The sequence below is a fragment of the Terrabacter ginsenosidimutans genome (genome assembly GCF_039539425.1).
GTDB lineage: Bacteria > Actinomycetota > Actinomycetes > Actinomycetales > Dermatophilaceae > Terrabacter > Terrabacter ginsenosidimutans.
The window spans coordinates 46,467-59,951 of sequence record NZ_BAABDC010000013.1; the positions used below are offsets into that span (position 1 = coordinate 46,467).

Annotated in this window: 13 protein-coding genes; 8 read left to right on the forward strand and 5 right to left on the reverse strand. The window is 70.5% G+C overall.

Annotation, left to right across the window (positions count from 1 at the left end; all coding sequences use genetic code 11):
• Both ABD831_RS21210 and ABD831_RS21215 read right to left on the reverse strand, forming a co-directional pair.
• Window positions 1-930: a hypothetical protein gene (locus tag ABD831_RS21210; RefSeq protein WP_344951752.1), complete on the reverse strand. Its 930-nt coding sequence runs from the start codon at window positions 928-930 to the stop codon at window positions 1-3.
• A 122-nt stretch (window positions 931-1,052) separates the two neighbouring features.
• The gene (locus ABD831_RS21215) at window positions 1,053-2,276 is read right to left on the reverse strand and encodes an alpha/beta hydrolase (RefSeq protein WP_344951755.1); all 1,224 of its coding nucleotides are present in this window, start codon (window positions 2,274-2,276) and stop codon (window positions 1,053-1,055) included.
• 251 nt (window positions 2,277-2,527) lie between these two features.
• On the opposite strand from ABD831_RS21215, the gene prfB reads away from it, so the two are divergent.
• The 7 genes from prfB (at window position 2,528) to ABD831_RS21250 (ending at window position 10,643) form a co-directional block, all read left to right on the forward strand.
• Complete coding sequence (prfB, locus tag ABD831_RS21220; RefSeq protein WP_344951758.1) at window positions 2,528-3,640, forward strand: peptide chain release factor 2; 1,113 nt, start codon at window positions 2,528-2,530, stop codon at window positions 3,638-3,640.
• 92 nt (window positions 3,641-3,732) lie between these two features.
• Window positions 3,733-4,236 (forward strand): hypothetical protein, encoded by a 504-nt coding sequence (locus ABD831_RS21225; protein ID WP_344951760.1) that lies wholly within the window; start codon window positions 3,733-3,735, stop codon window positions 4,234-4,236.
• A gap of 178 nt (window positions 4,237-4,414) precedes the next feature.
• Window positions 4,415-5,356 carry a cell division ATP-binding protein FtsE gene (gene ftsE, locus ABD831_RS21230; RefSeq protein WP_344951763.1) on the forward strand — a complete coding sequence of 314 codons (942 nt, stop codon included), beginning with the start codon at window positions 4,415-4,417 and terminating at the stop codon, window positions 5,354-5,356.
• A gap of 24 nt (window positions 5,357-5,380) precedes the next feature.
• The gene (gene ftsX, locus ABD831_RS21235; RefSeq protein WP_142179898.1) at window positions 5,381-6,286 is read left to right on the forward strand and encodes a permease-like cell division protein FtsX; all 906 of its coding nucleotides are present in this window, start codon (window positions 5,381-5,383) and stop codon (window positions 6,284-6,286) included.
• 157 nt (window positions 6,287-6,443) lie between these two features.
• Window positions 6,444-7,946, forward strand: a complete 1,503-nt coding sequence (locus ABD831_RS21240; protein ID WP_344951767.1) for a peptidoglycan DD-metalloendopeptidase family protein — start codon at window positions 6,444-6,446, stop codon at window positions 7,944-7,946.
• Between the two features lie 110 nt (window positions 7,947-8,056).
• A complete protein-coding gene (gene smpB, locus ABD831_RS21245) occupies window positions 8,057-8,530 on the forward strand; it encodes an SsrA-binding protein SmpB (protein ID WP_142179900.1) in 474 nt (157 codons plus the stop codon).
• A 136-nt stretch (window positions 8,531-8,666) separates the two neighbouring features.
• Window positions 8,667-10,643 (forward strand): DUF2207 domain-containing protein, encoded by a 1,977-nt coding sequence (locus tag ABD831_RS21250; RefSeq protein ID WP_344951772.1) that lies wholly within the window; start codon window positions 8,667-8,669, stop codon window positions 10,641-10,643.
• Here ABD831_RS21250 and ABD831_RS21255 read toward each other — a convergent pair.
• Window positions 10,563-11,819, reverse strand: a complete 1,257-nt coding sequence (locus ABD831_RS21255; RefSeq protein ID WP_344951775.1) for an MFS transporter — start codon at window positions 11,817-11,819, stop codon at window positions 10,563-10,565. The genes ABD831_RS21250 and ABD831_RS21255 overlap by 81 nt on opposite strands.
• Before the next feature lie 53 nt (window positions 11,820-11,872).
• On the opposite strand from ABD831_RS21255, the gene ABD831_RS21260 reads away from it, so the two are divergent.
• Window positions 11,873-12,718, forward strand: coding sequence for a winged helix-turn-helix transcriptional regulator (locus ABD831_RS21260; protein WP_344951778.1), 846 nt, complete (start codon window positions 11,873-11,875; stop codon window positions 12,716-12,718).
• Here the strand turns inward: ABD831_RS21260 and ABD831_RS21265 are convergent.
• Complete coding sequence (locus ABD831_RS21265; protein ID WP_344951781.1) at window positions 12,715-12,975, reverse strand: hypothetical protein; 261 nt, start codon at window positions 12,973-12,975, stop codon at window positions 12,715-12,717. The two genes, ABD831_RS21260 and ABD831_RS21265, sit on opposite strands and share 4 nt — an antisense overlap.
• A complete protein-coding gene (locus ABD831_RS21270; protein WP_344951784.1) occupies window positions 12,972-13,361 on the reverse strand; it encodes a hypothetical protein in 390 nt (129 codons plus the stop codon). Before ABD831_RS21270 ends, ABD831_RS21265 begins: the two co-directional genes overlap by 4 nt.
• Window positions 13,362-13,485 lie beyond the last annotated feature (124 nt).

The following is a 13,485-nucleotide window of genomic DNA, read 5'->3' on the forward strand; positions in this document are numbered from 1 at the left end:
TCACGGGGTCAGTGACGTGAGGTAGGCGTGCTGGAACCGGAACTGGCGCATGGTTGCGTCCTTGTACTGGTCAGAGCCCGACTCGAAGTTGACGTAGACCCAGTCGCTGGCCGGCCCCGAGGCGCCGCGGGGCACGTTGACGATGCCCTCGCTCATCGGCGGGATCTCGATGGACCGGCCGTAGCGGCCGGTGCTGATCTTCTTGAACTTCAGCTGGCTGTAGCAGTTCCGGCCGTAGGACGTGCTGAAGATGTAGTGCCCGTCGGCGACGACGGCGCCCTGGACCCGGGTCGGCGTGCTGATCGCCACCGGTGTGCCGGTCGGTGCCTGCGACGAGGTCAGCGGGTAGCGCCACATCGTCGACGAGCCGGTCAGCGCGTCGTTGAAGCTGCCGACGTAGAGGTAGCCGCCGGCAGCGGTGTTGTAGGAGCTCGCCTTGACGGCATACGAGCCGTTGGTCTTGAGGGCCGTGTTGTGCGGAGCCAGCTCGAGCGCTCGCAGCGAGAAGCGGAAGAGGTTCTTGTCGCCCGAGCTCGTCGAGAGCAGCAGACTGCCACCTGCGACGGAGACACCGCCCATGTGGCCCTTGATCTCGGCACCGCTGGAGTACTGCACGAAGACGCGCTTGACGAGCGTGCCCGTCGAGCGGTTCTTGACGGCCAGCATGTTGCGGCCGGGAAGCCATGTGTCGTCGCTGAGCGAGGTGATGATCCAGTCCTTGGCCGGCCAGTAGGCCACACCCTGTGAGACGTAGTCGGTGTTCGTGTAGGGGATCGTCGTCCCCACGTCGAAGTTGTCGGTGAACCATGACAGTCCCAACCTCGGCGGACACGTCACCGCCGCCGTCGACGTGGTGGCCGCGACGACCCCCATGGGTGCGACGAGCCCGACGACCGCGAGCAGCCGTACGAGCGCAGCACGAATGCGCATACCCCTGTCCTTCCCCTGATCCTCCCGAGCGACCGGCCGGTCACGCGGTGTCGGCATCCTCGCCGCCCGGGGACGTCACCGCAATGGGGGCCGGTCCCCGACGATCCGGCCGCGCGACCCGGTCAGCGGGCCAGGGGCCTGAGGAACGTCACGACGGCACCGTCCCAGCGGTACATGTCGAAGTTCCACGACTCGGCGTGCAGCGCCCTGGGGAACTCCACGAGCTTGACGAGCTTCGGTTTCGCGTCGCGCAGCTGCTCCGACGTCGTGACGGGCACGGTCGGGTCGGCGGTCCCGTGGGTCACGAGCGTCGGGACCCTGAGCCAGCTCGTGTCGTCGAGGTAGTCGACCGCGCCCCAGTCGACTCCGTAGCGCACTCCGGCGATCTGCTCTGCCACCCAGACGACGCTTCCGGGCACCGCCAGACCCCCGGGAAGGGCCGACGAGGCGCCGTTGGTCACCATCTGCGAGAGGGACAGCATGGGGCAGTCGAGGAAGACCGCGGCGACGGCGCTCCCACGCGACGAGTGCTCCAGGAACGCCGCGACGACCGCGCCACCCATCGACTGCCCCGCGAGCACGACCCGTCTCAGGCCCTGTTTCTGGGCCCAGGCGACGGCGGCATCGAGGTCCCTCCACTCGGTGACGCCGTACTGGAGGCGTCCCGAGGGGTCGGCCGGTGCCCCTTCGTCGTTGCGGTAGCTGATGACGAGCGCCGGCAGCCCCGCACGGTGCGCCGCCTCGACGAAACGGAGCCCGTCCATCCGGGTGCCGTTCCGCCCGTGCACGAAGATCGCCACGGTTCTGACTGAGGACCTGGCGGCCGGCACGTACCAGGCGGGCGCGCCCGCGATGGTGACGGTCCGGGTCTTCAGTCCGAGTGCCTTCGCCGGGTCCCCGAAGTAGTAGGCCCGCTCGATGGCGGCACCCTGCCCCGCCTTGGGAGCCACCCCGGTCACGAGGTCGAGCGGGCGGGTCACGGTCCCGTCCGGGTTGACGACGGCCGGCCCGGCGTGGCCGGTGCCTCCCGCCCATGACAGCCCGTAGGAGGCCGGCGCCTCGAAGTTGGCGGCGGCGTCGGCTCCGCGCCGCAACGTGATGCGGTCCCCGACGAGCGACACGACCTGCGCGTCGTCGAACGCCGGCGTCATCGTGCCCGGGGTGACCGCGAGCACATCGCTGTCGATGCGGCCGGAGAAGTACCAGCCGCCGGCGACGTGCCCGGCGAGCACGAGGCCGAGGACCGCGGCGACCCACCACCTCCACCGGTGCGATCGTCTCGGTGGCGCGGCGACGGAGGTCCCGACCTGGATGCGCGGCCTCTCAGGCGCCGGCATGACGGTCATCGCGCCCACCTCCTCCTGCGTCCCCTGCGGCGGTGGGGACGGCGGACGCGCGCCCAGGCCCCATCCGAGCATGACGCCTTTCGACAGGGGACCGTCAGGGTCGAACGTCCCACTCGTCCCGCGTCCGTCGTCCCTGTCCTTCGGCGCGGAGGCGTTGCGTCCGCGCAGAGGTGACGTCGAGGAGGCATTCGGCGGACCCGGCCGGCCGGGCGTGCGCGGGGCGCCTCCGTGCTGCCGTAGGCTGTTCGATCGTGGCTGTTGACTTCACGCAAGAGATCAAGGAACTGCGCGCGACGATGGATTCCGTGCGCGGGGTCACGAACCTCGACGACCTCGCCCGTACCATCGACGAGCTCGAGCAGCAGGCCTCCGCCCCCGACCTGTGGGACGACCCCGACGCGGCCCAGCAGGTGACGAGCGCCCTCTCCCGCGCCAACTCCGAGCGGGACCGCGTCCTCGGTATGGACGCGCGCATCGAGGACCTCGAGACCCTCGTCGAGATGGGTCAGGAGGAGAGCGACGCCGCCACCCTCGAGGAGGCCGAGCGCGACCTCGCCACGCTGAAGAAGGACGTCGGCGAGCTCGAGGTCCGCACCCTGCTGTCGGGGGAGTACGACGAGCGCGAGGCCGTCGTCACGATCCGCTCGGGTGCCGGCGGCGTCGACGCCGCCGACTTCGCCGAGATGCTCATGCGCATGTATCTCCGGTGGGCCGAGCGCCACGGCTACCCGACGAAGGTCATGGACACCTCCTACGCCGAGGAGGCGGGCCTGAAGTCGGCCACCTTCGAGGTCAACGTGCCGTACGCGTTCGGCCACCTCTCGGTCGAGGCGGGCACGCACCGCCTCGTGCGGATCAGCCCGTTCGACAACCAGGGTCGTCGCCAGACGAGCTTCGCTGCGGTCGAGGTCATCCCGCTCATCGAGAGCGACGACTCGATCGAGATCCCCGAGAACGAGCTGAAGATCGACGTGTTCCGCTCCAGCGGTCCGGGCGGCCAGAGCGTCAACACCACCGACTCGGCCGTGCGCATGACGCACATCCCGACCGGCATCGTCGTGTCGATGCAGAACGAGAAGTCCCAGATCCAGAACCGCGCCGCCGCCCTGCGCGTGCTCCAGTCGCGCCTGCTCCTGCAGCGCAAGGCCGAGGAGGCCGCGGTCAAGAAGGAGATGGCGGGCGACGTCAAGGCCAGCTGGGGTGACCAGATGCGCTCCTACGTGCTCAACCCGTACCAGATGGTCAAGGACCTCCGCACCGAGTACGAGACCGGCAACCCGAGCGCGGTCTTCGACGGCGACATCGACGGTTTCATCGAGGCGGGCATCCGCTGGCAGATCGGCCAGAACCGCCAGCAGGACTGACATGACGGACAGCTCAGCCTTTCGGCGAGCGGGGCGCCCGCGTCGCTCGTAGGGTCGGGGCAGCTCACGCACTCGCCTGAGAGGTTCCGCCCATGTCACCCCTCCACCGTCTGGGCACGGCCGTCGCCGCCGTGCTCTCCGCCACCGTCGTCCTCGTCGCAATCGCCCCCGCGGCCACCGCCGCGCCAGCAGCCACCACCGCGTCGAGCACCTCGAGCACATCGAGCACATCGGTGCCGTGCGGCAGCGTCCGGCAGCTCGGCGAGAAGAAGGTCGTCTCCGATCTCGGCATGTCCGCGTTCACGGTGCGCCAGTACATCGGCTGGTGCAGCGACTCCCGCGGCTCGGCGTGGATGAACTTCGCGTCCGTCTACGTCTGGGACCAGTACCACGCCCGAGGGTTCGCCTACCGGGCGTCTGCCGGAGTCGCCGTCCGCGGCGAGCCGGAGACGCGCGGCTTCACCACGGGCGCGAACCGCCAGCAGCTGACCTACTCGGTGCCGGTGCGCACGACGACGTCGTGCACGCAGGGCTGGGGCAAGCTCGCCCGCTCGGGCTCGGAGTCGGCCCAGGGACTCAGCTCGCTCGTGTGCTGACGGGACCCTCTCGGGACTCTCGCCACGCCGGGCCCCGTTGCTTTCCGGGTGATTCGCCCCGGTGCACGTAGCCTCGTAGGCGGTTCGTGCACGCCCGCCGTCGTATGCCGGCACGTGCCCACCCAGCCCAGCCGCTGTCCCGCTGACGCCCAGCCCAGTACGAGTCGAGGCACGCTGCATGATCCTCTTCGAGAACGTCACGAAGACCTACCCCCGGACCACGCGTCCGGCGCTCGACGACGTCAACCTGGAGATCGCGCGCGGCGAGTTCGCGTTCGTCGTCGGCACGTCGGGCTCGGGCAAGTCGACGATGATGCAGCTCGTCATGAAGGAGCAGGACGTCACGCGCGGTCGCATCCTCGTGGCCGGTCGCGACCTCGACCGGCTGCCGGAGCGCAAGGTCCCGGCCCTGCGCCGTGAGATCGGCTGCGTCTTCCAGGACTTCCGGCTGCTGCCCAACAAGACGGTCTTCCAGAACGTCGCCTACGCGCTGCAGGTGCTCGGCAGCAGCCGCGCTCGCATCCGTCAGACCGTGCCCGAGACGCTCGAGCTCGTGGGCCTGGAGGGCATGGAGAAGCGCTTGCCGCACCAGCTCTCCGGTGGCGAGCAGCAGCGGGTCGCCATCGCCCGCGCCTTCGTAAACCGACCGCCGATCCTGCTCGCCGACGAGCCGACGGGCAACCTCGACCCCGACACCAGCCTCGGCATCGTCCAGCTGCTCGACCGCATCAACCGGACGGGCACGACGGTCGTCATGGCCACGCACGACACGGTGACCGTCAACGCCATGCGCAAGCGCGTCATCCGGCTCGACCGGGGGGTGCTCATCAGCGACATGGAGGCGGGCGACTACACGACCGGCTCGATCCCGCGCGTCCGGCTGGAGGAGACGTCAGGGCGGTCCTCGGCCGAGCCCGAGGTCTCCGACGGCTTCGACGACGCGGACCCCGCGGCATACGCCGGGGACCACCACGGCGACGACCACGGTGACGAGCCCGACGGCGACGCCGCGGGCGAGCAGTCGGCCACGATGGCGCCCATCGGGCGCGACGCGGACGCACCTCGTGCCAAGGGCGGGATCTTCCGCCGGCACAAGGCAGTCCAGACGAGCGACCGCTGAGCCCGAGACGGAGCGAGACACGACATGCGATTCCAGTTCCTCCTCGGCGAGATCGGCAACGGCCTCCGGCGCAACCTCTCGATGGCCGTCTCGGTCGTCATCGTCACGATGATCTCCATGTACCTCCTCGGCCTCGGCCTCATGGGCCAGCGGCAGGTCGACACCATGAAGGACTACTGGTACGACAGGGTCCAGGTCACGGTGCTGCTGTGTGCCGAGAAGACCCGGTTCACCAACTGCGCGGGTGAGGCCACGACCGACGCGCAGCGCACGGCCATCAAGGCCGAGCTCGAGGCGCTCAAGCCGACGGTCAAGGAGGTCTACTACGAGTCCCGCGACGAGGCGTACGACCGCTTCAAGCAGACCTACAAGAACTCGCCGCTCGCGCGGGCAGGGGAGTCCTACTTCGCCGACTCGTACCGCGTGAACCTCAACGACGCCGGCAAGTTCGACGTCGTCGCGAGCTCCATCAAGGGCATGCCCGGCGTCGCCGACGTGCAGGACCAGAAGAAGCTCCTCGAGAAGTTCTTCACCTTCATGAACACCGTCTCGTGGGCGGCCATCGCCCTGTCCTCGCTCATGGTCCTCGCGGCCGTCATGCTGATCTCGACCACGATCCGCCAGACGGCCTTCAGCCGCCGGCGCGAGACGGGCATCATGCGCCTGGTCGGGGCCTCGAACTTCACCATCCGTTTCCCGTTCGTCATGGAGACGGTCCTGTCGAGCGTGCTCGGGGCGGTGCTGGCGATGGGCATGCTGTGGGCGACGGTGCGCTACGGCGTCGTCGGCTTCCTCAGCCAGACCCTGACCGACACGGCGTTCATCGGCGTGGCGGACGTCTACTACGTGGCACCCTTCGTCATCCTCGGCGTCGTGGTGCTCTCCAGCCTCACCTCCTGGGTGACCCTGCGCCGCTACCTGCGGGTCTGACCTTTCCGGTCTGACCTCTCGGTCGGACCTCTGGTCGGACGGTTTTCGCGGTTCTCACCCCTGCGACGGGGCGGCGGCGTCATGCTGACCGCGGCCGAAACGCGCGAAATCTCCCCAACGCGAGTGACCTGTGGTACCAATGGAGCATATGTGGCTCATGAGGCGTTCTGAGAAGAGCGGTCCCGCGACGAGGCTGACGGCCGCGGGGCTCGTCGTGGCGTGTTCGGTGTCCGTGGGCACGGCCCTCGTCGCACGTGCCGACTCCGTGTCGGACCAGAAGAAGCGCAACGACCAGAAGATCGCCGCGCTCGGTCAGCAGCTCGAGGGCACCAACGCCTCGCTCGCCCGGGCCTACGTCAACCTCCAACGGACCAACGCGGCGCTCCCGATCGCGCAGCAGCGTGTCGTGGCGGCCCAGGGTGCCCAGGCGCGCGCCGTTGCGGCGCAGGCCGCGGCCGAGGCCACCGAGGCGCGCGCGATCGACGCCGAGGCCAAGGCGCGGGCCCACAACGAGGCCGTCGCCCAGAGGCTGGCCGTCGCGCAGGCCAACGAGCAGCGTGCCAAGGAACAGCTCGCCAAGAGCTCGACCGAGCTGGTCACGAGCCAGGACGCCCTCGACTCGTATGCCGCCGAGGTCTTCCAGGGCGCGGACCAGGAGTCCCAGCTCGGCATGGTGTTCGGGTCGAGCTCCCCGCAGGACTTCGCCGACCGGCTCGTCATGGCCGACACGGCCAGTGCGGTCGCCAGCGACACGATCGACAAGCTCGCGGCGATGACGGCCGACAACACCTCGACCCGCTCCTACCTGACGTCCGTGCGCGGCGAGATCGCCGACCTCAAGCGTCAGGCCGAGGCTGCGCTGCGCGGGGCCGAGGCCGCGGCCGCTGCCGCCACGCAGGCCAAGAACCAGGCCATCGTCGCGAAGAACAACGCGATCACCGCCGCGCAGAACGCCGCAGCGGCCCGGACGCAGCTGGACCAGCTCAAGGCCAAGCAGTCGAGCTACGCGGCCGACCTCGCGGTGCAGCGCAAGAACGAGGCCTCCGACCTGGCCTCCGCGCGCGCCGAGTCCTCCCGGCTCCAGGCGATCCTCGTCGAGCAGGCCCGCAAGGCGCGCATCGCCGAGCAGAAGCGTCTGGCCAAGCTCCGGGCCCAGCGCGAGGCCAAGCTCCGCGCCGAGCGGGCCAAGGCGGCGGCGGCCAAGAAGCGCGGACAGGTCTACGTCCCCAGGACCCCGCCGCCCGTCCAGAGCGACCCCACTCCGTCGAACTACCTCAGCTACCCGGCCATCGGACCCACGACGTCCGGCTTCGGCATGCGGTGGCACCCCGTGCTGCAGAAGTGGATGCTCCACGACGGCCTCGACTGGGGCATCCCGTGCGGCACCCCGGTGTATGCCGCGGCGCCGGGTGACATCATCCGTGCCGGCTGGCGGGCGAGCGGCTGGGGCAACCAGGTCGTCATCGACCACGGCATCCACCGTGGTGTCGACCTCGTGACGACGTACAACCACCTGACGAGCATCGTGAAGTTCGGCGGCTCGGTGAACCGTGGCCAGCTGATCGGCTACTCCGGCACGACGGGCTACTCGACCGGGTGCCACCTGCACTTCGGTGTCTACGAGGACGGCACCCCGGTCAACCCGCGCAAGTGGCTCTGAGCCGCGTCTGAGGCGAAACCGACTCTGAGTCGGTCACTCCTTCGGGGTAGCGTTGGTGCGCTGACCGCGCCGTGCGGTCCTGCACGCAACAGAGTCGGAAGGACGGTCCGGTGCCGAAGGAGAAGGGGCGGTCGCTCATCGCGAGCAACCGCAAGGCCCGCCACGACTACCTCATCGACGACACCTTCGAGGCGGGCATCGTCCTGTCCGGCACCGAGGTGAAGGCGCTGCGGATGGGGCGCGCCTCCCTGGTCGACGGCTTCGCGATGTTCACGGGCGACGAGCTCTACCTCGAGAACGTCCACATCCCCGAGTACCTCAACGGCACGTGGAACAACCACGCCCCGCGGCGCAAGCGCAAGCTGCTCCTGCACCGGGCCGAGCTCGAGAAGATCGCCCACAAGACGCGCGAGAGCGGTCGCACCATCGTGCCGCTGGCCCTCTACTTCAAGGACGGCCGCGCGAAGGTGGAGATCGCGATCGCGACCGGCAAGAAGGAGTACGACAAGCGTCACGCGCTTCGCGAACGCCAGGACAACCGTGAGGCCGAGCGCGCGATGAGCGCGGCCAACCGCCGCCGCTGAGCACCTGCCGCTGACCACCTGCCACTGACACCCGTCGCCGAGTGCCGCACGACACGCAGTCGGGCGGCCGGAACCGTGCGCTCGCGTGCCGCGTCCGGTGTCAGGATGGGTGGGACCAACGACGTGGAGGGACCCGATGGCTGGATGGACCGGATCGAGGCGACCGGCTGCGAGGCGCGGCCGCCGGCTCGGTGTGCTGGGTCTCCTCCTCGCGGCCGCCCTGCTGCTCCTCACACCGATGGGCAGTGCGTTTGCCGCGGGCGACGAGGGCATGGACTCCTTCGCGGCCGTCTACGACCTGCAGCCCGACGGCAGCATGAAGGTCACCGAGACCATCACCTGGCGTTTCCCGTCCGGTGAGCAGAAGCACGGCATCTTCCGTGACGTCGTCGTGCGGATGGGCTGGAACAACGAGGAGAACCGCTACCGCTACTACGACCTCACCGATGTCGCGGTCTCGAGCCCGAGCGGGGCGCCGGACGCCTTCAAGGTCAGCGACAACGGCGCCGCCCGCGAGATCCGCATCGGGTCTTCCAACGAGTACACGAGCGGCACGCAGGTCTACAAGATCAGCTACACCCTGCACGACGTGCTCAACCCGATCACGGCCGACGGCAAGCCCGCTCCGGACTCGAGCCAGGCCTCGACCGTCGAGCTCTACTACAACGTCTTCGGCACCAACGAGCTGACTCCGCGCGACCGGGTCTCGATCACGGTCAACGCGCCCACGGGGTCCACGAAGGTCGCCTGCTACCGAGGTGTCAGTCGGTCCGACACCCCGTGCCAGTCCAGCTCCGGCAACCCGGCGCGCTTCTCGGCCGCTGCCCTGGCGCCCGGCGATGCCATGTCGGTGCTCGCCTCCTACCCGGCCTCGGCCTTCGGCAACGTGCGGGCCGACGTCCGGCAGGGCGACTCCGGGTCGTCCGTCGGGTCCGACGCCGCTCCGGCGGCCAACGCGGCCGCCTGGGCCGGAGCCATCGGCGCCCCCGTGCTGGCCCTCGCCGTCATGGGAGCGCTCGTCTGGACGCGCGGGCGCGACGAGCGCTACGCCGACCTGACCCCCGGCCTGTCACCGGCGTTCGGCACCGGAGCCGCCGGTGACGGCACCCCCGCCGCGGCCACCGTCCGGGGCGGGTCGGCCACCGTGGCGGTGCAGTTCCAGCCACCCCGGGGGGTCCAGCCCGGCATGGTCGGCACGATCATCGACGAGACCGCCAACCCGATCGACGTGTCAGCCACCCTGATCGATCTTGCGGTGCGCGGCTTCCTGCGCATCGAGGAGCTCGGCGCGGAGGGACTCTTCAGCCGCACCGACTGGAGCCTGACGCGGCTCACGCCGCCACCGGACGAGCGTCTGCTGCCCTACGAGCGGCAGCTCCTCGACGGCATCTTCTCCTCCCGGGGCGACGTCGTGACCCTGTCCGAGCTGAAGAACACCTTCGCGAGCACCCTCAAGCGCATCCAGAGCGCGATGTACCAGGAGGTCGTGACGCGCGGCTGGTTCCGCTCCTCACCTCAGGCGCAGCGCGGCGCCTGGCAGGGTCTGGGCCTCGTCATCGCGGCTCTCGGCGGACTGGTGCTCTTCTACGGGCGCCCGGCAGTGAGCGCCATCCTCGGCGGCAGCTTCAGCGGGGGAGTGGCGCTCGGCATCGGGCTCATCGTCGCCGGACTCATCGTCTGGGTCCTCGGTGGCCGGATGGCCGCCAAGACGGCCGAGGGGTCCGCGGTGCTCTCGCAGTCGCTGGGCTTCAAGGAGTACCTCACCACCGCAGAGGCCGGCCAGATCGAGTTCGAGGAGGCGTCCAACGTCTTCAGCCGCTACCTGCCGTATGCCGTCGTGTTCGGGGTGGCGGACCGGTGGGCGCAGACGTTCGCCGAGGTCGCCAAGGCCGCGGAGGCGGCCAACCAGCCACTCATCATGCCCACGTGGTACGTCTGGAGCGGCAACGCCTTCCCCGACTTCACGAGCATCGCGGCCGGCGTCGACTCGTTCTCGACGACCTCGACCGGCACCTTCACCTCGACACCGGGCTCATCGGGCTCGTCGGGCTTCTCCGGCGGTGGCGGCTTCTCCGGCGGCGGTGGCGGCGGTTCGTCGTCCGGATCCTGGTAGGGCGCTCGTAGCCGGTCCGGCACCGACCCTGCCGGCAGCCAGTGCGAGCACCGCGCCGACCCCGGCCACGACGCCACAGAGCGGCCACAGCAGACCCGGCGCGGCGGCATACACGATCCCGCCGAGCGGTGCAGAGAGCATCGTGCCGCTCGTCGCGGCCCCGGTGTAGAGCCCCTGGTACTGCCCGACGAGATGGAGCGGCGCGGCGTCGAGGACGTGGGCGGTGGCCGTCGTCTTGTAGAGGATCTCGCCGGCGGTCAGCACCACCATGGCCACGACCGCGGCTACGGCCACCCCGAGGGAGGTGATCCCGAAGATGACGAAACCGACTGCCACGAGGACATATCCGGTGGCGATGACGGGGATGGCGGGTCGATCGCGCAACCAGAGGGCGACGGGGATCTCCAGCGCGAGAATGAGCCCTGAGCCGATGGCGATGAGCAGGGTGTAGAGCGCGAGGGGCTGGCCGTGGTCGCGCAGGTGCAGCGGCAGGGTGGAGTAGAGCTGCCGGTAGACGAGGTCGACGAGGACGACGCCCGGCAGGAGCAGCAGGAGTGAGCGGTCGGACCGCACGGCCCGCCAGAGCCCGGTCGGGGCGTCGGGCTCGCGTGCGACGGGGGCCTCGTCGGGCAGGAAGCGCGACGTGACGTGACGCAGCACCAGGGTGAGCACGCCGTCGACGACGAAGAGCGTGTCGTAGCCGCGGGTGGCCAGCAGGGCGCCGACGGGCGGCCCGAAGACGAAGCCGGCGTTGGAGGCGGCCCGGCTGACGGCCACCGACGACCGTCGCGACCCGGCCGGAACGGCGAGCGCGGCGAGTGCTCCCTGGCCCAGGGACGCGACCGCTCCGAGGTAGCCGGTGAGTGGCATCGTCGCGGCCAGCAGCCAGACCGGCTGCCAGGGGATGAGGGCGGTGAGGACGCCGACGACACTGGCAGCGACGAGCAGGACCCGCCGGTGGCCGTAGCGGTCGCCGAAGCGGCCACCCGTGAAGTTCCCGAGCAGGGCCCCGACGCCGTTCGAACCGGCGACGATGCCGGCCGGCACGACGCCGAGGCCGCGCGGCCCGGTGAGGTAGAGCACGAGGAAGAGCATGAGGAAGGCGCTGGCCGAGCTGACGAAGCGCCCGGCGGCCAGCGCCCAGACGACGCGCGGCAGGTCCCTGAGGTCGCTCATCCGGACATCAGACCACAGTCAGTCTCTTTTGGGAACTCAGTTAGGATGGCGACATGACGAGGCGGCACGCGCGGCCCGACGACACCTGCGGCATCGCCCATGCCGTCGGTGTCCTGGGCGACCCGTGGAGCCTGCTCGTCCTGCGCGACGTCGCCGGTGGTCGGATGCGTTTCGACCAGCTCGTCGCCGAGACGGGCATCTCGCGCAAGGTCCTGACCCAGCGCCTCGACGCCCTCGTCGCGGACGGCCTCCTCGAGCGCCGGGCCTACTCCGAGCGTCCACCCCGGTACGAGTACGTCCTCACGGCGCTCGGCCGCGGCGCGCTGCCGGTCCTCGGTGCCCTGCAGGAGTTCGGTGACACCTGGCTGCTCGGCGACGGGCAGCCCGACGCCGGGGCCGCGACCGACTCCAACGAGGTGAGCCGGGTGAGCGCGCTGGTGGGACAGGCGATCCCGCGCCTGCACTCACTGGACCCCGTCACGGCCCTGGACCTCACCGTCGTCTACTGCTATCCCGGCAACGCCTTCCCCGGCGCCGAGGAGGTTCCCGGCGGCATCGGCTGCACCCTCGAGTCGTGCACGTACCGCGACCGGCTCGGCGAGTTCGCGGCGCTCGGGGGATCGGTCGTCGGCGTCTCGACGCAGCGCCCGAGCGAGCAGGCCGCGTTCGCCGCGGTGAACGGCATCCGCTTCCCGCTCCTCTCGGACGCCGACCTCGAGCTGACGACGGCCCTGCGACTGCCGACCTTCCGTGCCGGCGGCGCGACCCGTCTCAAGCGGCAGACCCTCGTCGTCGACCGCGACCGCGTCGTGCGCGCCACGCTCTTCCCCATCCCCGAGGTCACGGGATCCGTCGAGGACGCCCTGCGCCTCGTGCGCGAGCTGGCCCGGTCGGCCTAGCGCACCCGGCGCAAGGTGCCGCTCGTGCCTCCGTCGTAGCCAGTGCGGTAGGAGAGCACGTCGTCGCCGAGCACGAAGTAGTCGCCCCCACCCGTCCGCAGCACGCACGACGTCGAGCTGTCCGGGCTGAACGACTCCGTCGCGAAGTCGAACGCCGGTCCGTCGTCGATCTTGACGAGGGTGATCGCGCCGATGCACGGCAGCAGGTCGGTCGTCAGGGTCCCGCACGGCCGGCCCTCGGCGCACGAGCCCGTCACGACCGGCCCTCGGCGCACGAGCCCGTCACGACGAGCGTCATCGTGTAGCGCAGCGACCCCGACCTCGCCGGCCCCGACCACGTGCCGGTCAGCCGGTTCAGCAGCCCGGACCGCGGCGCCGCAGACGGGACGGCCGTCGGTGTGGGGGTGGGCGTGGCCGGGGCAGGCGTGGCCGGCACGCTCGCGGACGAGGCGCTGCCCGGGGACTCGTCGACCACCGGCTGCGCGCCCATCGGCGGCACGAAGTGGGTGATGAGCGTGACGGCGGCGGTGATCGCGGCGGCTCCGAGGGCCGTGACGGCCGCCCACCCGCTCGCGCTGAGGCCGCCGCGCCCGCCCTCGTCCGCCGGTTCGGGGCCGGCACGCGGCTGTTCCGGATCGCCCATGAGGCACCTGCTTAGATCTTCCCCGAGACTTCGAGCGTAGCGAGGGCAGGCGTCCCGGCACACGAGAACGGTGCGTATGCCGTGTGGCCGGCACCCGGCATACGCACCGTTGCTCGTCGGTCGG